This is a genomic window from Photobacterium sp. OFAV2-7 (genome assembly GCF_022347985.1).
Taxonomy (GTDB): Bacteria; Pseudomonadota; Gammaproteobacteria; order Enterobacterales; family Vibrionaceae; genus Photobacterium.
Map to the genome: position 1 here is coordinate 31,608 of NZ_JAKRFQ010000005.1, position 22,645 is coordinate 54,252.

Consider the following 22,645-nt stretch of genomic DNA (forward strand, 5'->3'; position numbering starts at 1 on the left):
CAAGGGGCACGGATCGAGACAAGGTAAGCTTTGTCAAACCTGCCACAGATCCGCATTTTATTTAGTTGAGCAGCTGATTCATCCCCTTTTCTCCACGATAAATGATGCGATCGTTGCCTCGATAAACACCGAAGGTCACAACGGCGGATGGGCTTTCATCACCAAATTGACGCCAGTTGTACTGCAACCAGGGCTGATTTGAATGACTACCCGTACAATCACTCGCCTTGAGCTTGGCAGGTGTTGCCGATGTCAGCCGCTGCCAGAACTGAACCTGCTCTCGGTAATTGGTTTTGGAGTGAGGCTGTGCCACAAACTCACCGGAGCTTATCTCTCCGGCAGTAACACTTCCTTGCCCCGAGGTCTGGGACGTGCTGTCTGTCACCGTGGAATCGGACTGGGCAATGATCTGCTTACAGTAATTATCTCCGTCAAATGTCGATAAGCTGTCATCCGTATTGGTTTCAAAATCATTGCCGTCCCAATATTCGGCCCGAAGCGGAATCGCTATCTTGCTGTCGGCACGTCCGCCAACATCCTCCAGTACCATACGTCCGTAGCGGATATCCGTCCTGTCGACATAAGCCCCGACAGCATTCTGATTTTTCTCAGTTGCAGTCAGGACAAAATCAACGCCATCGGCAAACTTGCTGACATTGACCCTGAAATCGAGGGCCTGATAGGGACCGTCTGCTTTGGTCGCATGGGCACAACTATTTGGGTCATCCAGCGGACAGGTAAAACCGGTATCAGTGAGACGGGCGATCGTCATTCTCGGCTTGTCAGAACCGGTCGCATCAAAGACCCGCCCGCTTTGTGGCGACACCGAACCTTGAGAAGCGACATTGCCCCAACTTTGCCAAGCCAAATCCGCCTGACATTGTTGGGTGTTACATACGTGAAGCCTTGCCAGATCTAAAGATTCATACTGACCGCTAACCAGGCTTCCCAGCCATAAACCAAAGTCCGCTTGTAACGACGAGGCAAAAAGATGATAGTTACCGACCGGTGCCGAGGTATTCATGGCCTTGACCGTAAACTTGCCGGTAAATGGCTGCTCCATATAAGAGAAGGATCCATTGGCCGGAAGGATCCCTTCACTGCCTCCCGGATTTACAACGACGGAAAAATGATCCGGGTAGAAGCGGCCGACAGGTCGCTGGCCCATATTGATATCCATATCCAGGTACTTGGCCTGAGTATCAGCCTGTAGCCAGATGCTGCCTACCTCACTCCAGCTGGCAGAAAAGGCACTGTCTTTAATTTGCACATTGGATAACGAGGAACTCGTCAGGCTTCCGGGTATCGCACCATCCTTGTCAGGGGAGTGTGGCCTGATCCCGTCACCAGAGGGAATACTCAGCACCACACTTGCCACCGGAGCATTCTCGGAATAAAAACTTGGCGTGATCACACGCCCGCACATACCCGAAGAATCAACAGCGGCTATTGCATTCTGACTAGTGTCAATCGTGCTATTACCATCACTCTCCATCCAGACGACAGGCTTGACCTTCAAACCAAACGCCTCTCCGGCTGCAACAAAGGCATTTCCTTGCTCAGAGGTTCCCGTCGCATCTTGGATTGACTTGGCAGTACCATCATTACACAGTGCAAAGGTAAAAGGGCGTGTCGCCACAGACTGAACGCCCTCCAAACGTTCCCAGCTACTCAGCGACGTTTGTTCGGCAGCCATCAAACGGGAAATCGTATCGATGTCGCATTTTGTCCGGGTACAGTTAGGATCATAAAGGATGAGTTTGGTTCTGCCCGCATCGGCATATTTTAGTGCAGTGCGGGCCCGGACGGTTTCTGTATTGTCTGCATTTATCTCAACCTTAAACTCAAACTTGCCCTCACTGGCCTGCCATTTTCCATCTTTGTCTTTCAGTAACAGACTCGCCGCGCCAGCGCCTTGCAAAGCTGTAGGCGCTGTATACTCCGTACCGAATTTAAGCGTTCTCACGCCGGTATAACCGTTAGCAATGGAGTCATCATTCTTATCGTCCGCACAAGCTTTGGCTACGATCGAAATATCCTGAGGCTTGTTCGCAACCGATTTTAGCTCTCCTTGCTGGATTTCCAGCTTAAAGGGAACGAACTGAAAATTTCCCGTCTTCGGATCGGCTGTGTCTGTCGACAAGTTGCCAGTTACCCCAATCGAGCCGACAAAGTCACTTTTCAGCCAGAGCTTCACCTTGCCACCGCTAACAGCAAAAGACGTGTTATTACCCATGATATCCCGCTTGGTATTTTCCCCCCCAGTTTCGGACAAATACCAAAACGCCTGACCAGACGGAAACGCATCTGGTGCGGTAATCGTGACCTGACCACTATAGTCTGTGATCAATGACTGCGTGCTCTTGTCCTTCACCTGAAACTCGACAGACTGACGCTCACACACCAACTGGAGATCATCGTCAGGCACTAACTCTAGTAGGTACTCTTGCGGAACAGGATCGAAACACTGGCTATCACCAACAACTTTGGCCGTATTACTCATTTGCAATTGGCAAGCTGTTACTGCGCCAATCACAGTTGTCGCATTAGATAAGGCAACCGGCCCCTGCGAATAGATCCGACCGTTAAACTCACCGGAAACATTAATATTCACCGCATAATCGACATTCACCTGAGGCGGTCCACTCGGGTAGTTCCCAGGAAGTGGACAGGCTTCGCCGGAGTTATAGGCAAAAATCGTCAGATTATCGGCAGGATTTAAGGTATTCACCGCCCCGCCAATATTCAGCTCATCCTTAACGTGCAATGTAACCTGACCATCAATAGTCAGCCCGCCTCGAATATCAGCAGCATCCACCCAATATTCACCGGAAGGCAACGTCAAGTTACCGGTAGGCTCAACGGTTAAACCATAAGTCCATCCCAAGCCTGCATAATAATAAGTACCTGGACTTGCTGTCTGAGTATCCGTGATCACGGTATTTTGCAGTGATTGTGACGCCCCTGAGCTACTCCAGCTCAGCGTTTTCTTCTTTGCGAAGGTCCCGTTGAGCTGACACGCCTGACCATCACACTTACCGAGCGCTGGTGTACTTGGCGGGTGATAATCCGAAGGGTAACTGGTGATGATTTGGTTTGAGAAACCTATCTGGTAATTATTTGTCTTGGTGATTAAGTTAGTGCTGTCTGTCGTAATCAGGTTGTTCGTATTTCCTTCCCACGTTTGCACTGGACCGGGAAACAACTCACAGTGATCCAGTTCCGGCGGCGGTTCAACACTATCACAACCACTAAGATCTGAGGTCAGCATCCCTTGCTTGTCTAGCTTGAGCTTATAGGCAATAACAGCCCCTTTGATCTTGGTTTTTTCGGATATCAAGACATCCTTATAGGCTGCAATATAAGCATTGAATTCATGATCTTTTTTCTTCGATTTCAGCTCAATCGTACCGTCATTGATATGCCCGATTATTAATAACTCAGCTGGTGCGCCAGTGTGATTGATTGACGCTTTATCATCAAGCGTCAACTTATTCACATTAAGAACAACCGGCCCCGTTATATTGATCTCACTGTTTTCCTTAATTGCGAATTCATCGATCCAGTACTCCCCTGCAGATAAGGTGACTGTAGCCTTTTTCAGCACTTCTACTTTTTTATAGCTATCCGGAGTTAGTGAACCACTGGATTCAAATTTCTTCTCGTTACTATTCACCTGAAATGAGACAAACGAAGGCTGGCTAACAAGCAAATCTTTTCCCGGATAATCTTGCTTATACTGGGTATTGCTAAGGCATTTGGTGTGCTTTCCGCAGCTGTGTGACTTGGTACTAACCTTGTTAAAACCGAGATATTGGCCTTCAACAGCACCCGAAATTTCACTGGAAGATGTAATATCAGCTTCACCGCTTGAACTCCACGTTTGGGCCGGTCCAGTAAATGGGCACTGAGTAAAGCTAATCGCCGCTTGCGCCATGGCTCGACCAGAAAACATAGCAATGACAAAAAAAATTAAACTCGCGAGCTTATTATTCATTTGGTAGATCCTTTGCCCAAGTTTCCTGAATACGAGTTGTCGCAAACTTGCCATTGCCGCAGGTCGCACTGCTTTCCAACCGATATTTATAGGTGCCTTGTGATTCCGGGCCATATTTAAAGCGGGTACAAACAACGGTCACTTTCTGACATTGAAACAAGCTGGCATCCACTGTATAAGTTTTGGTATCACTGCTTCCCCCTTGTGAACATGCATCAGGATCAGATACTTTCTGACCCAGCGGAAACAACTTACTCAGTACAATCTCATTGCCCGAGTGCGCCGCAAACCACGCCCGGGTCGCAAACACTTCCCGTGATGTCGTTTCCTGGCCTGACCAATCAATACGGATCATGGCGGCTGCAAAGCCCGCCATCACAGTGATGATAAACACCGAAACAATCAGGGCGCTGCCACGTTGCTTGCTATAGGACATTGATCACCTGCACTGTATGGTTGTAAGAGAAAGTGTCATCGGTATTGGCTTTCTCAATCACCAGTGAAATGTGCACCATACCGTTATTCTGCAACCCCGCCCCTTCTGCGACGAATTCAACAGACTTCACGTCCTCGGCAATCCGATTCCCTTGTCGGGTCAGCAGGCTCCCCGTCAGACAATATTCGACTTTATCGCCATAGACATAGGCTCGCTTCGCTGGTGAAGAATATAAGGGCGAGGCAGCAAGGTTAACGGTCAGTTCACCTTGCTCGGTCCCGTCGGCGACAGAGTTTATCGTATTACGTTTTGCCTCGTACTCGGTGGCCGACGGCAAGCCAATCGCCAGGGCTAAGTCAGCCTGCGTATTAATCGCTTTCCATTCGGTGGCCGAGCCTATTGCCGGAACAAGGCTCATTGCTGCGCTATCGGGATCCCCCTGATAAAAGCCGGAGTACCTGACCGGATAGAACGATAAACAGGCCCCATAATTGGATGTCGATATACTGTTAGGCGCGGCATGACGCACCTCCCGGGTTATTTTTTCCAAGGCAAAACGCGCAATCGACTGGGCCCGATCACGATTTACCGTGTCGACATATCCCTGCGTTCCCAACTGCAGGTAACTACCAATGGCCAGTGAAATAATGCCCAGGATCACCAAGGCCATCACCATTTCAACCAGGGTAAAGCCTCGTTGCCACCTCATCAGTAATTACTCCTATAGGCAACAAAGTCATAGGTGCCATAGCGACCGGTATCGACCTCGACATCAATCCGTTTGTGCTGATGGAGAAAAGCGTTATTTGGATAGCTGGTATTAAGGGACGTATCGTAGCTGACCGCAATTTTTACCGTCATATTCAGATAACGCTCATTTTTCCCCTGTTCGTCTGCCAGCAGGTTCTCAATAAATCCACGCCAGGGAAACTGGTTGCTGCTATAGCGCTTGCCACACAGAGAAAAATCCCCCCAGCAACCGTGAAAATCATCGATATCATCTGCCGCTGATACCATCAGCCCCCAGCCCAGTCGATTACCGCTAATCGGATCAACATAGGCAAAATACTCTTTGCTGGTCCCATCCTGCTGGACATCATCCCGTGGCCAGCTACCCGAACTTTCCGGCGTCGTACATGCCTGTGCCCCGGCTTCACCACAGCGCACCGCACTGTCTCCGAAAGGATCGCTATTCTCATCAAACTTGCGCGACAATACTTCATTAAGAAAGGCATTGCCGATTGCAGAAGCACGGGCCTGATAATATGGGGTCGCCGAACGTTCGGCCTGAGGAAACAGAAAGCTGGTGAGAGTGATCATGGCAATGCCCAGGATCACAATGCTGATAATCCCTTCTATCAGGGTAAAACCTGCCTGCCTGACTGTTAGCCTTGAGCACGGACCACTAGCAGTCGGCATAAATATACCCTTCCTGATTGATGCACATGGTGGTTGTCTCATTGGCCCCCGAGCGGAATGTGAGCTTGCAGCCCGAGTTGCTTCGGCAGGCATAGACTCGCGCCTCATTGGCTCCAGAGCCGGTAAAATAGAAAGGTTGTCCCAGCATATCAAAATACAGATTGGTGACAGTTAGACCTTCGGCGGACAGGCTCAGGTTATTATCAGCAGCCGTCAATGCCGGCGGCATGCTCGGCAGAACGCTATCGCATCGAGGACTGCCAAAATAATCAGATGAGATTTGCAAGGTATAACAGGAGGCATTGGGATCTGTGGCAGATGAGATCGACTGGTTCATCGACAGGATCTGGACTTGTCTGGCAATGGAGATAGCCTGATCGCGGTTCAGGTATGCATCAAAGCTGCTGGGGCCGATCATTTTCGAGGTTGCAGTGACCCCGAGTATGCCAATAAGAATAATGACAACCACCAGCTCAACCAATGTAAAACCTAGCTGGCGATTATTCATTGAACCTCCATATGCATTCGCGTCTACTATTTTCCGAGTCGCACTCATGAAGAAAGCGACTCGGAAAATAGGGCTCATGAGAGCCCTATTTGATCATTTATTACAATCGGTCGTTACGATTGTCGTTTTAGCCGCTTTATCTGCAGAAGAACCCGTTGCTTCACTGTATTTGACAAAGCACTTAGTCGCGATAATGTTGTCATAATCTACAGTATCAGGCTTCTTACCTGTCAGTGTAAATGCACCATGATTCGTCGTATTTGGAGCAGTACCTTCAGTACCAAAAGCCATAACCCAATCAGCGGAATCAAGGCCAGTTACAGCAAGCTGGATACCAGTTGTTGATGCTGCAGGATAACCATACTCAGTCGCAATACCTTCAACCGTAACACCTGTTTTAGAATCCTGGCCGGTTAATGCTGCTTTTCCGTATACGATAGATGCACCGCCATCGATACCGCCTTTCAGGCCCTGTAGCGATGCGATACGTGCATCATCCTGGAAGTTCATAAACTTAGGTGCAGCGGTTACCGCCAGAATACCCAAAATTACAATCACAACCACCAATTCAATTAGCGTAAAACCGCCTTGACGTTTCATAACTTACTCCTATTTATCTTATTGTTACTTTTACCTGGCCTTTGGCTGGTAGATATGAAAAATAATGCCCAGAGGTAATGTTATTCGTTGTCCCCTTAGTATCTGCCGATGCTAACTGATAATAACGACATTCTTTATTGACACCCGAACCGTTAGCCGTGGTATAAAATAAGTTGCTGCCATTAACAGCTTCGGTACTATCTTTGGTCACTAGCGGCGGGTTTTGTAGAAGGTTTTCCATCAACCACACACAGTCATCATTAACAACTTCATTTACTTGATGCTGGCTTTGAGATACTGGGTAACCTTCACCAACCAAAAAGCTATCTTTTGCCTTAGTTGAAAGGTAAAAATCTGTACCGTCATAATTAACACGGTTAAATCCACTTTGAACAGGGCGGCCATAAGCCTCCCACTGTGCACGTGCCGACATTACAGCTGTCGCAAAACCACCAGCAACACCTTCAATCGAAGCTTTCTTCGCTTCGTCTGTAATATTAATAAAGCGTGGTAATGCGGCAACCGCCAGCAAACCTACAACGATGATCACAATCATCAGCTCGACCAGGGAAAAACCCGCTTGTCTTTTCATATTTTTATCCTCTCGTCAGATCATCGTCACTAACATGTCAATTTACGTCAAAAAACCGTCAATACATATTGTCTCATTTTCTTAAAATAATGCTAGCCATTTACTGTCAGATACTTGTAATAGCAGCAATTTAGTTACGCCGATCTCATATCTCTTTTTGAAAGCAATATACGACAAGTTTCTACTCCTACCCTGAAATTCAACAGCTCTTGTATTTTCCTTTAACCAGCTTGCCCATTACTCATGATTTTGATCAACCAAGCCGGGAAAACAACGCCTCGTCTCACCCAGCTCAAACAACTTAGGCTTATCCTTAATTTTCAATCACTAGCGAGAAGCCAAAGGGCTTTTGAAAAGATTTACACCAACACTTCAATTCAATCTACTTAACTTTTCCATTAATCAATTAAACGCCTCTAGCCACATCAAGCAGACTCCACATCGGTAAGAAAATCCCCAACGCCAGCAATAGAACCATAATTGCCACAATCAGCAACAACAGCGGCTCTATCCGGGCTGTCAGTGTTTTCAGGTCATAATCGACCTCGCGATCATAAAAATCGGAGACTTCGAGCAATAAGTCATCAACCTGGCCGGTTTCTTCGCCCACGGCAATCATCTGCAATACCAGTGGCGTAAACACCCCTGACTGGCTGGCCGTACTGGCAATGGTATTACCGCCCTCGATACCGTTTTTCATCTCTATCAGACGATTTTCGAGAAAACGGTTACCCAGGGCCTCTGCTGCCATCTGAATCGCCTGATTCAAAGGCACACCGGCACGGATCATCAGGGAAAAGGTGCGCGAAAAGCGCGATAACTGGGCCCGGTTGACGATATCACCGACAATCGGCACTTTCAGCCGCCACCGGTCCCACTTTTCATTACCAGCCGGTGTCTGGCGCCACATCCTGATCCCGATCCAGCTCGCCACCAGTCCACCTAGCAACAGTGGCCAATAATTAACAAAAAAGTTCGAACTGGCGATCAATATTCGGGTCGGTAAGGGGAGATCCACCCCGAACCGGCTGAACATAGAGGTAAATTGCGGGATCACCTTAACGTTCAGCACGACCATCGCCAGCATAATTGCCGAGATCACAAAGGTCGGATAACGCATCGCCGATTTGATCCGGCGCCGGGTCTCCATTTCCTGCTCGAAATAGTTCGCCAGTTGCAGCAGCGACTCATCCAGTCGACCGGTATTTTCGCCGACATGGATCATCGACACATACAGCTCCGAAAACACCCGTGGATGCTGCTTCATCGAGACCGACAGTGAGCGACCATTGGTCAGCTCATCCGTAACGGCATCTAATGCTTCCTTCATGAGTGGATGTGACGAGCTCTGACTCAAGCCTTTAATGGCCCTTAGCAAAGGCACGCCTGCCTTGGTGAGGCTGTAGAGCTGGCGACTAAATATCACCAATATCTCCAACGGTACCCGGCTTTGGAACATAGATTGAAGATCCCAACCTTGTCCCTCGGCTTTCCCCTGACGGATCTCCAACGGGATTATGCCCTGTCGCATCAGCAGATCAGCCGCTGCATCCTGGCTGGCCGCTTCGATTTGGCCACGCTTCAGACCGCCTTGGTTATCCCGTCCGCGATAGTTAAATACCGGCATATACTAGCTCCTACCGCGCAATCACAGCACATGGCCGTCATTGAGATCAGCGGCTATAAAATCAGTGGTATTCAAGTCGCCTTCGCCCAGCAACAACACTTCCTCCAGGCTTGTACGCCCTTCAAGCGCCAGCTCCATGGCTGACTCAATCAGTGGTTTGTAGCCAGAGGCATTACGGGCTATCTGGCTAAACAACACCGCATCATTGGCACGCAGTGCATCCATCATCGGCTGATCCAGCTCAAGCAGTTCAAAGACCCCAATACGCCCTTTATAACCGGTAAAGTTGCAGCTTTGGCACCCTCTCCCCCGGTGGAACTCCCGGTGAAGATGCAGCGGGAAGCGCGCCTTGAGCCATTGCTGCTTAGCCCCGTCAAGCTCTTCACGTTCGGTGCAGTCTTTACACACCCGGCGCACCAAACGCTGTGCCAACACGGCACGAACAGCACTGGCCACTAAGTAGCCCGGAGCCTCCATGTCCATCATTCGCAATGCACTGTCAATTGCATCATTGGTGTGCAGGGTCGACAATACCAAGTGACCCGTCAGCGCCGATCGCAGGCCGATTTCAACGGTTTCCTGATCGCGCATCTCACCGACCAGAATAATATCGGGATCCTGACGCAGAAAGGTTCGCAGGATTGACGAAAATGTCAGGCCAATCTTGCTGTTTACCTGAACCTGGTTAACTCGGGGCAGGCGATATTCCACCGGATCTTCTGCCGTGATCAGTTTTTTGCCCGGCTTGTTCAGCTCACTGAGGGCACCGTAGAGAGTGGTGGTTTTACCTGATCCCGTCGGACCGGTCACCAGAATCATCCCATGAGGCCGCTTGAGCTGACGACGAAAACGCGGCAGCAAGTCAGCAGGCATGCCGATCTCTTCCAAGCTCAGGATACCGGCCGACTGATCAAGCAAGCGCATAACCACAGACTCACCGTGCTGAACCGGCATCGTAGACACACGCACATCCACCGAGTGGCCGCGTACCTTGACGTTAAATCGGCCGTCTTGCGGCAAACGCTTTTCTGAGATATCCAGTCCGCTCATCAACTTCAGGCGCAGCACCAAAGCCGCCGACACACTGGCCTCATTAAGCAAGGTTTCATGCAATACCCCATCGATACGCTGGCGAATACGCAGCACATCAGCATCGGGCTCGATATGAATATCCGAAGCGCCAACCTGGATCGCATCCTCAAACAAGGAGTTGATCAGCTTAACAACGGTCACTTCGTCATTGTCAGAATCATCAAACCCAAAACTATAATCCGTTTCGCTTTGATGCTCGGCCTGCAACTGCTCGGCAAACGAGACAATTTCCTGGGTCCGGCGGTAATAGCGGTCAAAAGCGGCAATCAACTGGCGCTCGGGCGCGATAACCAGTTCAACCCGGTATTGTGCCAGTTGATCATAAACCGCCTCCTGCGCGGCCAGATCTGCCGGATCGCTCATCGCCACCCGAGCAGTATCGCCACGCACGCCAATAACCAATGCCCGCAGGCGACGGGCATGAACCTCGGAGAGCAATGACACCGAATCGGCATCAACCGATACCCGAGTAAGATCGACCAAGGGAATATCCAGCTGGCGGGACAGGAAAGAAAGCATCTGCTGCTCACTCAGAAAGCCCATGCTGATCAGAGTATCCCCCAGCTTGCGGCCGGTCGTCTGCTGTTTGCCCAGCGCCTGCTCTAGCTGATCCTGGGTGACAATACCTTCTTCTACCAACAGGTCGCCAAGGCGCTTTCTTAATCTTATTTGCATTGCGCTTAGCCCTCCTGAGCCTCAAGCAGCGCCAGGCGCTGTTGGATAAACTGTTGTGACTGCGATGAAATACGTCCCATCAACAAGGCCTGTTTATAGGCATCCAGTGCTTTCTCAGCCTCTTTGCTGCGCTCCAGGGCAATCCCCAAACCCAGCCACCAACGACCATCGTAAGGTTCTTCTGTGACCAGCAGTTTATAGCTGCTCATCGCCAGATCGTTGTTATTCAACTGCTGAGCAAGGGCACCGCGCATGGCGAGATAGCCACTGTGACGCTGCTTGGGCATACGGCTTAACACATTCAAAGCCGCCTGCTGCTGAGATTCGTTAACCAGCAGCTTTGCCATCGTCAAACGTAAATCAGGCTGATCACCATCAAGTACCAGTCCGTCCTGTAGAGTGGCAATCGCCTTGCGGGTATCCCCCCGCCCGTAATACAAGGCCGCAAGTTTTTGCCGGGCCTTGACCCATTCAGGCTGATACTTCAGCGTCTGCGTCAGAAAACCAATGGCCTTGCGGCTATCACCTTCCTTTAGGGCTTTCTGCGCTTTTTTATACTCCACATTGGCAAGCTGTCCGGCATCAAGTTCAACGGTTTCAATCATTAACTCTTCCGCTGGCGCTTCATCATCTCGCTCCACCGCTTGAGTCGTTGAATTCTCTCGCGCCATTTCTTGACTGGAACCTTGCTCTGACTTGAGCTCTTGCTTTGGTTTGAGCGGTTGCCTTGGATTAGGATCTTGCTCTGCGCTTGATTTCACCTCTGGCTTCGGGGCCGGTTGAGGCGCTTTTTTTATCCTTGGTCTATCCTCACGCACGACCCTCGGCACTGTCTTGGCCTCAATCACCGGGAGCGGCTCTGTTGTCGGCTTTGCCTCTTTATCACCCTGTTGCTCTAAGGCTTGAGTTACAACTGGCTCAACATCGGCTCTCGCCTCGACTACTTCAACAGCCGTATTCGGCGCTGGTACTACATCATGCTCTGTGCCTGAGATCACATGTTGGGGCTCCGGCACAACAGGGGCTGACAGCACAGCAACTGTTGCGGGAGCTGGACTATCTGCATGACTATTCGCACCCAGCCACCAGCCTGCACCTCCCGCTATCAACGCTGCACATACACCAAGCACCGCCCATTTCGGTCCATGATTTTTCGGAACCGGTTTAACGACCGCAGCCTGTAAAGGTTGTGCGGCGACTGAGGAAGGTTTTTTTTGCTGATTCAGCGCATTAAGCTTTTTATTTATCTCGCTCATATTCAGTGCCATCCCCACAGCACCGGGTACGTCCATTTAGGCTGACGTGCCCCTAATGTATCTTTTACTGCCATCAAGACTTCTTTCCGACCTACTGACTGCGCATTACTGCTGCTTGCTGCGATTAATGCTTTATGACAAAGCTGATTGATAAGCCGAGGGATCCCCTGACTGGCTTTCCAAAGCTCACGATATTGCGCCAGCTCGAACAACTCCCGCTGGCAGCCTGCACTGTTTAGGCGAAATTCGATATAGGCAATGGTCTCGGCCAGATCCAACGGGCGCAGACAGGCCCTGAATGTGATGCGTTGCCTGAGCTGTCGCATATGATGCTGGTCGAGCCGCTGATCCAGCTCTGGCTGACCCAGCAAAACGATATGCAGCAACTTCTCTTGTTCTGTTTCCAGGTTTCCGAGCAGACGGAGTGTTTCCAGCGCATCATCAGGCAGTGCCTGTGCCTCATCGAGCAGTACTACCACAGATTTTCCGGCGGCTTTACGTTCAATCAGTGCTTGCTGAAGCTGCTCTGTCACGGCGGTATTATCGCCCTCGACCGAAATGGCCAACTCTCGCGCCAGCGCCAGACGGAGCTCATCCCCACAGGCTGCAGGGGTGGGCAAGTACGCCAACTCAAACTGCTGCGGCAACTGCTTTATCAGCATTCGGCAAACCAGGGTTTTTCCCGTCCCAACCTCACCAGAGATTTGGATGATACCTTCACCCATTTCCAATGCCGCCAGCGTCGTCTGGATCGCCTCCAGGTGAGGAGGCAATGCGTAAAACAACGCAGTATTAGGGGTCAGCGAGAAGGGCATTTCCTCAAGGCCAAAATGTGACTGATACATGGCTTAGCCCTCTTCAGGGAACCATTCAGTGATCAACGCCCGGGAACGTTGGATTTCCTGCTGCCAAGTCTGCTCGCCGACCACTGTCGGCTTCAGCAAAATCACCAGTTCCGTTTTGGTCTGGAGCTTACTCACATTCCGGAAAAGGTGACCAAGCATAGGGATATCACCCAACAAAGGCACTTTGGAGACCTGATCATTGGTTGACGATTTCATCAATCCGCCAATCACCACCACATCACCGGTACGTGCATGGATCACCGAGTCAGATTCTCGTACTGAGCTTTTGGCTAAAGGAAGCCTATAAGTACCAAAGGTTTCACCCAGTTCGATACTCTGAATTTCGGTTTCCACGTCGACGACTGTCGGGTGAACATGCAGCAGCACCCCGCCTTCATTGTCGATTTGTGGTGTCACATCTAACGAGATTCCGGAGAAAAAGGGCGTCAGCTCAATATCCGGTGACGCCGTTCCGCCATCACTGTTGACTTCCCCGCCTGAGATATCGGTAACAAAGTACTGATCACCGCCCACTTTGATCACTGCTTTTTGATTATTGGCAGCCGTTACCCGAGGACTGGACAAGACATTCAAATCGCCCTGGGTATCGAGGAAGCTCAGTACCGCATCAAAGTGGCCATCTGAAATAGTTATATTGGTCTGCCCGCCCAGCAGGTTAGAAATCGCATCGCCGGGCAGTGACGGGATCGGATCGGTCGTCGGACGACCAAATATAATTTCGGTGCCGCCAATCGTCTTGGTGATACTGCTCCAGTTAATTCCCTGCTGATAGCCATCACTCAGGGTGACTTCCATGATTTTTGCTTCTAGCACAACCTGTCGTTTCAGACGCTGCTGGGACACTCCGAGAAACTCCTTCACTTCACGCAATTCGTTAGGAAATGCACGCACCGAGATCAGGCTAGCCTGCGGAGAGACGACAATGCTTCTTCCCTGTCCGCTGCCGATCATTGCCTGAACGGCTTTCTCCAACTGCTGCCAAAAATCACTTTCGGATGTAGTTTCGATCGTTGTGCCACCAGTAGCGGTACTCGAGGAGTTGTTATTACCACTGTTATTGTTGCTATTTGTACTGTTGTTACTGTTACTCGTTGTACCGCTGGAAGAAGATGAATTCGAATCACTATTAGTGATAGAGCCGGTTGTCAGGGAAGTCAGCGACACCCCACGGCGTTTAAGCTGCAGGTAGTCAACTGGGATCACCTCGGTACGAAGCGTTGCCGGGAAAATCTGAATAATATTGCCCTTGCGGGTGGTGTTATAGCCATAGATGTCCGAGACCACCTCCAGCACCTCATCCAGCGTCACATCTTTTAATGTCAGGGATATACGCCCTTTGACATCCGGGTGCAGCACCATATTGAAAGGTGTCCCTTTAACCAGGCTACCAAAAAAAGCACGGGCATCGACATTACGGGCATTAACGCGAAAACGCTTTTCCAACGCCGTATTAGAGACATAATCACCACCGTCCAACGTCGGCATCAGATCCGCACTGACAGCCGAAGGCAACTCCACCAGCGGACGACTGTTGGCTTCATTAACCGCTTCGTTCAGCGCACCTTTGACTTCCACGGGATCACGATGTCCCATATTGGCCGAACAACCGGCCAGAGACGCCATCACGATCCCAACTATTAATCCACGCATGTTAACCACTTTATTCTTTTAATTTGCTTTCACAATGTCGGCAAATAGCTCCAGACGCCATTTTTTACCGCCGCGTGTTACCGTGACATAATCGTCCTGAATATCCGTCAAGGTGTAGCCGCTGACTCTTCCGCCAAGTTCAACGGGCACATTATTCAAAATCACCGTACAGGCGCTCAATTCACCACAAACAATCCCCTGCAATTGAGGGAGTCTGGCCTTGGTTACAGTGGGCTTTTTCGTCGGAGTTTGCCAGCCTAACGGTGCCGTCGGATCCTGGCTTGCCTGTACATGGCCAGCAAGCAGCCCACACAGGGCAACAGCGATAGCTCCATGCTTAATAACCAAGCTTGATTTACCCAGCCCTAAACTAACCATCTCAGCTTTAACCACCGATAAAATCCTTACTCTCGCCCAAGGTATAAACGTCCAGCTGAATATCAGCCCAAGGGTACTTATCCACCTGATAGTTCAAGCTCCGCCAATAATACTTAACCGGCAGCGCTTCAAGCTGGGCCAGATAGTTCACAACATCAAAATAGCGACCGCGAAGATTAAGGCGAACCGGGTGAATATAATACCCTTCGTCTTCGCCACTGATTAGCTGCACAGAAGGCAGCGACTCCAGCGACTCCAACTTCAAGCGTTCCGAACGCTGCAGAACCTGCTCCATCAATCCCGACATCTGGATTGGCGTTACCAAGCTGGCTACGCGGCCCTGCAATTGATCGTCAAGAGTTGAGTTCTCTCGCTCCAGCTTGTCGATTTTGCGCTCGACATCCTGGTTCGGATCACTCCTGAGCTTGCGCTCAATTAAAATGAGCTGGTTGGCGTTGTTGGTGATCTCATTAGCCACAGAGACAACCTGTTGCCTGGCTGAGGCCAGCGCCTTGACTTGCGGCTCGATAAACATCACGAAACCGACAAATAACAAAGCAATCCAGCCTGATAGCAAAATCAACCATTGTTCGCGGCGAGTCAGTAACTCGAACCGATCGCTTAATTTCTGCCAGCCGTTCATCGGATAACCTCGCTCGCGGGTAATTCAGGTTTTTTCGCTATTGCCGCTCCACGCTCAGCCAACAATTTAAACGTCACCACATTTTGTTCATTGCGTCCGAGCGACATCAGTTGAAAACGCCGATCGGACAAATCAGGGTAGTTTTTGAATGCCTTAACCCAGGTTGGTACTGACTCCGGTGTACGGGCCACCCCTTCCAGGTCCAGTTGCCTTCCGGTTACCCGAATACGATTGACAGAGATGTTCCCGCTTGCCGCGTCCGATAATTGACGCAACAATCCGGCATAACCAACCTGCAAACTCACATCATGCATTTCAATGGCCTTCAAAGTGGCCTGTTTAGCCGCCAAATGTTGCTCCAACTCTCCGGCTAACTCGACTTTTAATGGGCTGGGAATATGCTCGGCAAGCGCTGCTTTGGCCCTGTTAAGCTCTGATTGCTTACTGTCCAGGCGGCTTCTCTCGGCAGCCAGCTGTTGCTGCTGCTGGTAATTCTGCCAGCTATACCAGCCAGCCATTGAGACCATCACTACCACGGCCAGCGCCCAGCTAAGCACTACATTCTGCAGCGTCATAAGTTGAGTGTGCGGCTTGAGTGCATCGCTATATAAATTAATGCTGTTTGCCCCGTCGGGCTCTATCAGCGCGGCAAAAGCAACACGGGCTGCATTCGTCGTCAATACCGGGTGTGGCGGTGTGACAGCGGCAACAGACACACTCAGGCGCTGGCTCAGTTCGGCAGCCAACGCACTGTCATCGTCATCGTCACAGGAGATTAACAGCTGGGTGATCGGCGTATCGCGCAACTGAGCACTCAGAAAATCAAGCGATCGCTGCAGCTCAAGCGCCAGGCTGTCTAACTGCAAAGCATGGTTCATCTCTCCTGGCGCCTTGCTATCCAACAAAGGGGACGGAAAACCACGCAGCTGGCGCTGAAAGCACATTTCCTGCTGTTTAAAAGCCGTTAATTGCAGGCTGGCATGACGGCGACGATGCAATACCAACTGACTCAGGGACGAGGCGGTTAATTGTCCCCATACCACTTCCTCCGCCGATATCGAGACCACTTCACAACCCGCCTCGTTACAAATTCGGATCAGCTGCTCGACCTGATTGCGATTCGTGACAACAACCTGCAAACGATCTTTTAGCGGAGCCTGAAAGCCATCGGCCACCAGCTCCAGCGGGGACTCATTAACCAGATCTTTGACCAGAAAAGGCAGTGCCGTCGAGTACTCCTCACGAGGCAGCTCCGGCTTCTCAATAAGCATGCTCTGATAGAGGCCATGGCCTAATACCAAACGTAAGCTACTGCCCCCCAGCTGGTGCTTGGCAAGCAACGATACTATGACCGAATCCCAGTCTCCGGCATTAGAAACAGCTTGAGTCTCTGTTATCCATTCCGGCTCAGATTCATAAACTACTGTGATGGAATCAGCAAAGATGGCCAAACAAGCCTGTTTATTACGGCTTTTCTTTTTTAAATACCGACTAAGCAAAGATTTAGATTTCATGAAACTCCAACACCGCTCACAAAATACACAGATTTTGCTACTGAAAAGCACTAACAACTAGCAGCTGTCAATAATTTGACCATTATAACGAGCTTTTATTGATTACATAGTTTTTTTTTCTGCCAGTTGTTACCGCCCAAACAAAGTTTTACCTGACTGATTGTTTTCTTTTGGCGTCTGTCTAACAGAAAGTTCTGCCGCAAAAAAACGTCCCTGCCCCCCTTGTACACCCAACTGCTTAAGCACCCGCCATTCCTTCTCGTTTTCCACACCAACGGCAATCACCTGGGCATTTGAGTTTGCGCAGGCTCCCAGCATACTTCTGACAAAGAGCTGATTTTCCTGTCGCTGGTCGATCTCACGGACTAACCCACGGTGCAGCTTGATATAATCAGCCTTGATATCCTTGATATAGTGGGTACTGACAATAGTTCGGCCGGCCTGATCCACAACCAGTTTACATCCCAGCCCCACGATCATCCTGACCACAGGACGCATGGCGTCAAGGTGTTTGACCAAGCCGCTTTCTGCAATTTCAATCGACAGCCGGTTGAGCACCGTGCGGGGTGTTTGCAGCAACTCATCGCGAAGCCAGCGAACAAACTCTTTTTCCAGCAAGGCCTCGACACTCACATTCACCGATAAAGAGTCATTGACCGGGCTGTTTTTCAATAACTCGATAGCCTGGCCTAAAACCTGCCTGTCCATCCGGGCGCTGAACCCAACCTGCTCAACCGCCGTCAAGAAACGTGACGCTTTAATCAGGACGCCATTTTCATCCTGGATCCGGGCCAGCAACTCTCGATGGACAATCGTTTCACCATCCAATGCCAAAGCCGGCTGCTGGTAAAGTATTGGGCCGCCGCTGTTAAACACGGCATCCAGCAAAGTACGCCAGCGCACGCTGCCACGGGCATCTTCATACTGCTGATCTTTCTGAAAGGCATACCAGTTATTGGTGCCCTGAAGCTGGGCGCTTCGCAACGCCATATCGGCTTCATCCATCACCCGGCCACGACGCTCGCCGCTCGAGCAGAATGTCACGCCGATATGGCACCAGTTATCCGGCTGCAAGGGCGCAACCGGGGTCAATCTTTCCAGGGCTTTGAGTAGCTGATTGGTAAACTGCTTAACCTCTTTTGCCGACTGCTGGGATAGCAGGATCGCAAACTCGGCGTCAAAGTACCGTGATAACACCGTATCGGGATAACGCTGGATCTGGTTTGACAGGATCATACCGACATCCTGGACCAGCTCATCGGCGACATCTTTTCCTTTCTCGGCCAATAGCTCATCCCAGTCAGAGATCCGGATCAGGATCACCGCACCGTGCGTCTCCTGATCTTGCACCATAGATTGCAGGCGACTATCGAAAAGCACCCGGTTCGCCGCCCCGGTTAACTGATCCAGGAAAGTGTGGGTACGAATAAAGGTATCAAACCGGCTCCGTTCCTGACGGGCGTCCTTAAGCTCGGCAATCATCTGATCCAGAGCGAGACTAGCCGTCGCAGGCCACTCTTGCTCATCTCCGACCGCATTGTCATCAACCTTTCCGGCCAGAATCAGCCGGCCGCGATGCTCCAGCAATTCCGAGCCATAGAGCTGCTGGCGCAGCCAGTTCACTCCCCACACTAGCCCCATGATAATAATTGCGATGGCCAGACTAATGGATGACATGGCACCGATGGAGTACGTAAACTCCGTATAGGGAGGGATCGATTTTAAGTTAATATAAAAGCCGGGGTTGTGGTTAAGCGTGTAATGGCTCTGCTGCAATATCGTCGGATCATTGACGGTCTGAAGCCCTTTAAAGGCATAGATTACCCCTGACGAACTCCCCACCTCCAACTCTACGACATTGCTGGCCTTCAACAACTTGGGCAGCCAGCGCGACAGAGACTGTGCCCCCTGCGGATCAGCAAGCTCCTGATCGATCACCTCGACAATGCCATCGATGTAATGAGTCAGGTAGTCCTGTCCCAGTTTTCGAAAACTAACGGCACCGCCGATAAAAATCACGAAGATGGCACAAATAACGATGAGCGTAACGAAGGCAACCAGACGGTTGGTTAACTTCATGCCGGAGGCTTTTCTCATAAGAATCCAATTCTAGCTAAATTAATGATGTTCCAATGACTCACCACAGAGTCAATCCATGCAAATTCATACAGGTCTAATGAGCAAAATATCACTCCCTCAGCCACAGTGTTAGCGCTCAGGTCGACAATTTAAAAAATTGTTAACCCAAGCCAAATCGTTCAATCCCCAAAAATGGATTGACTGCTAATGGTTCAGATCATCGCCCCGTTTGTTATCATCACCTTACCGGTTTGGGTAACAGTCTACGGATACTATCAATATATGGATTGGATAACGTGTACCACCAGCTTTGTCACGGTTGTCGACCAAGGCTCTCTGGCCCTGGCTGCGACCAAGCTCAACACCTCAAGCTCAGCCCTGTCCAAGCGCCTGTCTTGGTTGGAAAAACAGCTAGGTGTTCAGTTACTTAAGCGAACCACCCGTAGCCTGACAATGACAGAAGCCGGCAAGCTCTTCTACCAGCGTAGCGCCCGCCTGCTTGAGGACTGGCACCAGATGCTTGCCGAAACGACTTCAACCTACGGCGAGGTCAGCGGCATCCTCCGGATCGGTGCCCCGCTGGCAACCGGCAGCCGTTTGCTGGTTCATTACCTGGCCGAGTTTATCGAGACCTACCCCAATATTCAGGTCGAGCTGCACACAATAACACCGGGCCAGCTGCCTGATCTGAACCTGGATGTATTCATCAGCCGGGAGCTGACCGATTTCAACTCCTCCAGCTATATTGCGACGCGTTTATTTAACTTCCAACCCAGTTTTTATGCCTCTCCCGGCTATCTGGAAGACAAATCACAGATAGAAACACCAGAACAGCTGACTCAGCACAACTGTCTGCTTTTCGGGACTCACGGCCATGAACAAGAACATGTGTTTGAAAACAACCTTCGTCTGCGACTTCGCGGTAACTTCACCACTCAGAACCCGGAAGCTCTGGTGGCCGCAGCCGTTGCCGGAATGGGCATTATCCTGACCGGCGAGAAAATGGTAAGAAGAGAGCTCAGCAAGGGGTTGCTGGTGCCGGTTCTGCCAGAGCTAAAGCAGCCCGTCAGCTCGGCCTATGCCTACTACCCGAAGCTAGACTACAACCATGTGAAGACCAAGCTGTTCATTGACTTTATTAAAGAAAAATCAAACTCAGTGTAGCGGGGGCAACACGCAGCCAGCCTAAATTCTGGCAATAAAAAAGCAGCGACAGGCGCTGCTTTTCTCTGACATCTCAGTTTAATTAAAACGGAATGTCATCATCGAAATCCATTGGCGGCTCATTGTACTGCTGCTGTGGCTGCTGAGGAGCCTGCTGCTGCGGTGCCGACTGTTGCTGCTGAGGCGCAAAATTCTGCTGAGGTGCTGCAGCTGGTTGCTGAGGCTGTCCCCAACCACCTTGTTGCTGCTGACCGCCACCCATAGGTGCGCCCATACCCTGACCGCCGCCCTGACGACCGCCAAGCATTTGCATTACACCGTTGAAGCCCTGAACCACAACTTCTGTTGTGTAACGATCCTGGCCGTTTTGATCCTGCCATTTACGCGTTTGCAGTTGACCTTCGATGTATACCTGTGAACCTTTGCGCAGGTACTCACCGGCAACTTCTGCCAACTTGCCAAATAGCGCTACACGGTGCCATTCAGTCTTTTCACGCTGCTCGCCAGTAGCTTTATCACGCCATGATTCAGAGGTAGCAATGGTAATATTTGCTACTGCACCACCACTTGGCATATAACGGATTTCTGGGTCATTACCTAAGTTACCGACTAAGATAACCTTATTTACGCCACGACTGGCCATACTTAACTCCAAATCTGTTCGCGTGCTATTCTAACTCCAATAGCCGCTAGTCAAAGTTTATACTTAATCGCGCAGTTTATCATGCAGACACGGCTCAGGCATAGGGCCGAAACCGTGTTATCTGACGCAATTTTTACGCTTTTCCCATGAGTGCCTGATACGCCACGGGAAACTCCCATTCGCATTTATTTCACCAATCCCTAAGTCGAACACCGCTCAATAAACACACATTATACTGTATCTTTATACAGCTTTTGCTTTCAAGCTTTTCCTTGCTATGCGATAATGCCGGTCCAATTATTAGTCAGCCAAAAAGCTCGCATACCATGGATAAGATCGAAGTCAGGGGTGCCCGGACCCACAACCTTAAAAACATCAGTCTTTCTATTCCCAGAGACAAACTGATTGTGATCACCGGCCTGTCAGGCTCAGGGAAGTCCTCACTGGCCTTTGACACCCTATATGCCGAAGGCCAGCGACGTTACGTTGAGTCTCTGTCGGCCTATGCCCGTCAGTTCTTGTCCCTGATGGAAAAGCCCGATGTCGATCATATCGAAGGACTTTCACCAGCGATTTCTATCGAGCAAAAATCCACATCCCACAACCCGCGCTCAACCGTCGGTACCATCACCGAGGTATACGATTACCTTCGTCTGCTCTATGCGCGAGTCGGTGAGCCGCGCTGTCCGACACATAACGTAGAACTGGCAGCCCAGACAGTCAGCCAGATGGTTGACAAGGTGCTGGAGCTTCCTGAAGGCAGCAAGATGATGCTGCTCGCGCCTATCGTCAAAGAGCGTAAAGGTGAGCACGTCAAGACACTGGCAAACCTGGCAGCCCAGGGATATATTCGGGCCCGGATCGATGGCGAAGTCTGCGATCTTTCCGATCCACCGACCTTGGAGCTTCATAAAAAACACACCATCGAGGTCGTTGTCGATCGCTTTAAGGTTCGCGACGCTCTCCAGCAACGCCTGGCCGAATCATTTGAAACCGCACTGGAGCTATCCGGCGGTACAGTGGTGATCAGCCCGATGACGGCAGGCGAGATCGATGAGATTGTTTTTTCAGCCAACTTTGCCTGTCCGCATTGTGGCTACAGCATGCAGGAACTGGAGCCGCGTTTATTTTCGTTCAACAACCCGGCCGGCGCCTGCGGCACCTGTGACGGTCTGGGCGTTCAGCAGTACTTTGATCCAGAGCGCGTGGTACAGAACGGCGAGCTTAGCCTCTCAGGCGGTGCTATCCGCGGCTGGGACAAGCGCAATTTCTATTACTTCCAGATGCTCAAATCCATGGCCGAGCATTTTGAGTTTGATATCGAAACACCGTTTAACGAGCTACCGAAGAAAATCCAGAACCTCATTCTGAGCGGTTCAGGTAAGAAAGAAATTGAGTTCAAATACATCAACGACCGTGGCGACATCACGGTACGACGCCATCCGTTCGAGGGGATCCTCAACAACATGGAGCGCCGCTACCGCGAGACAGAATCCAACTCCGTAC

Annotated in this window: 18 protein-coding genes and 1 pseudogene; 2 read left to right on the forward strand and 17 right to left on the reverse strand. The window is 50.6% G+C overall.

Annotation, left to right across the window (positions count from 1 at the left end):
- Positions 1 to 61: 61 nt before the first annotated feature.
- The 16 genes from MHN01_RS01395 to csrD all read right to left on the reverse strand — a co-directional run bounded on the left by MHN01_RS01395 (position 62) and on the right by csrD (position 19,350).
- Positions 62 to 3,997, reverse strand: a complete 3,936-nt coding sequence (locus MHN01_RS01395; protein WP_239409693.1) for a polymer-forming cytoskeletal protein — start codon at positions 3,995 to 3,997, stop codon at positions 62 to 64.
- Positions 3,990 to 4,433: a hypothetical protein gene (locus tag MHN01_RS01400; protein ID WP_239409694.1), complete on the reverse strand. Its 444-nt coding sequence runs from the start codon at positions 4,431 to 4,433 to the stop codon at positions 3,990 to 3,992. The genes MHN01_RS01395 and MHN01_RS01400 overlap by 8 nt, the downstream gene beginning before the upstream one ends.
- Complete coding sequence (locus MHN01_RS01405; RefSeq protein WP_239409695.1) at positions 4,423 to 5,142, reverse strand: PilW family protein; 720 nt, start codon at positions 5,140 to 5,142, stop codon at positions 4,423 to 4,425. Before MHN01_RS01405 ends, MHN01_RS01400 begins: the two co-directional genes overlap by 11 nt.
- Positions 5,142 to 5,852 (reverse strand): prepilin-type N-terminal cleavage/methylation domain-containing protein, encoded by a 711-nt coding sequence (locus MHN01_RS01410; RefSeq protein WP_239409696.1) that lies wholly within the window; start codon positions 5,850 to 5,852, stop codon positions 5,142 to 5,144. The genes MHN01_RS01405 and MHN01_RS01410 overlap by 1 nt, the downstream gene beginning before the upstream one ends.
- Entirely contained in the window at positions 5,839 to 6,360 is a 522-nt protein-coding gene (locus tag MHN01_RS01415; RefSeq protein ID WP_239409697.1) for a Tfp pilus assembly protein FimT/FimU, read from the reverse strand. The genes MHN01_RS01410 and MHN01_RS01415 overlap by 14 nt, the downstream gene beginning before the upstream one ends.
- Positions 6,361 to 6,453: 93 nt before the next feature.
- Entirely contained in the window at positions 6,454 to 6,960 is a 507-nt protein-coding gene (locus MHN01_RS01420) for a type II secretion system protein (protein WP_239409698.1), read from the reverse strand.
- 13 nt (positions 6,961 to 6,973) lie between these two features.
- The gene (locus tag MHN01_RS01425; protein WP_239409699.1) at positions 6,974 to 7,552 is read right to left on the reverse strand and encodes a type II secretion system protein; all 579 of its coding nucleotides are present in this window, start codon (positions 7,550 to 7,552) and stop codon (positions 6,974 to 6,976) included.
- Positions 7,553 to 7,958: 406 nt separating this feature from the next.
- Entirely contained in the window at positions 7,959 to 9,179 is a 1,221-nt protein-coding gene (locus MHN01_RS01430) for a type II secretion system F family protein (RefSeq protein ID WP_075762418.1), read from the reverse strand.
- Positions 9,180 to 9,200: 21 nt separating this feature from the next.
- Positions 9,201 to 10,946, reverse strand: coding sequence for a GspE/PulE family protein (locus tag MHN01_RS01435; RefSeq protein ID WP_239409700.1), 1,746 nt, complete (start codon positions 10,944 to 10,946; stop codon positions 9,201 to 9,203).
- A 5-nt stretch (positions 10,947 to 10,951) separates the two neighbouring features.
- Positions 10,952 to 12,202: a tetratricopeptide repeat protein gene (locus MHN01_RS01440; protein ID WP_239409701.1), complete on the reverse strand. Its 1,251-nt coding sequence runs from the start codon at positions 12,200 to 12,202 to the stop codon at positions 10,952 to 10,954.
- 2 nt (positions 12,203 to 12,204) lie between these two features.
- Positions 12,205 to 13,047, reverse strand: coding sequence for an ExeA family protein (locus MHN01_RS01445; RefSeq protein WP_239409702.1), 843 nt, complete (start codon positions 13,045 to 13,047; stop codon positions 12,205 to 12,207).
- 3 nt (positions 13,048 to 13,050) lie between these two features.
- A complete protein-coding gene (gene mshL, locus MHN01_RS01450; RefSeq protein WP_239409703.1) occupies positions 13,051 to 14,718 on the reverse strand; it encodes a pilus (MSHA type) biogenesis protein MshL in 1,668 nt (555 codons plus the stop codon).
- An 18-nt stretch (positions 14,719 to 14,736) separates the two neighbouring features.
- Entirely contained in the window at positions 14,737 to 15,111 is a 375-nt protein-coding gene (locus tag MHN01_RS01455) for an MSHA biogenesis protein MshK (RefSeq protein WP_239409704.1), read from the reverse strand.
- Positions 15,104 to 15,739 (reverse strand): MSHA biogenesis protein MshJ, encoded by a 636-nt coding sequence (locus tag MHN01_RS01460; protein ID WP_239409705.1) that lies wholly within the window; start codon positions 15,737 to 15,739, stop codon positions 15,104 to 15,106. The genes MHN01_RS01455 and MHN01_RS01460 overlap by 8 nt, the downstream gene beginning before the upstream one ends.
- Positions 15,736 to 17,253 (reverse strand): PilN domain-containing protein, encoded by a 1,518-nt coding sequence (locus MHN01_RS01465; protein ID WP_239409706.1) that lies wholly within the window; start codon positions 17,251 to 17,253, stop codon positions 15,736 to 15,738. The genes MHN01_RS01460 and MHN01_RS01465 overlap by 4 nt, the downstream gene beginning before the upstream one ends.
- Positions 17,254 to 17,382: 129 nt before the next feature.
- On the reverse strand, positions 17,383 to 19,350 hold the full coding sequence (csrD, locus tag MHN01_RS01470) for an RNase E specificity factor CsrD (RefSeq protein ID WP_239409707.1): 1,968 nt from the start codon (positions 19,348 to 19,350) through the stop codon (positions 17,383 to 17,385).
- A 264-nt stretch (positions 19,351 to 19,614) separates the two neighbouring features.
- Between csrD and MHN01_RS01475 the strand changes: the two genes are divergently transcribed.
- Positions 19,615 to 20,496: a LysR family transcriptional regulator gene (locus tag MHN01_RS01475; RefSeq protein ID WP_239409711.1), complete on the forward strand. Its 882-nt coding sequence runs from the start codon at positions 19,615 to 19,617 to the stop codon at positions 20,494 to 20,496.
- 82 nt (positions 20,497 to 20,578) lie between these two features.
- Here the strand turns inward: MHN01_RS01475 and MHN01_RS01480 are convergent, their stop codons facing one another.
- Positions 20,579 to 21,139, reverse strand: a complete 561-nt coding sequence (locus MHN01_RS01480) for a single-stranded DNA-binding protein (RefSeq protein WP_075762426.1) — start codon at positions 21,137 to 21,139, stop codon at positions 20,579 to 20,581.
- Positions 21,140 to 21,465: 326 nt separating this feature from the next.
- Here MHN01_RS01480 and MHN01_RS01485 point away from each other — a divergent pair.
- A pseudogene (locus MHN01_RS01485) lies at positions 21,466 to 22,645 on the forward strand (excinuclease ABC subunit UvrA); the annotation flags it as partial.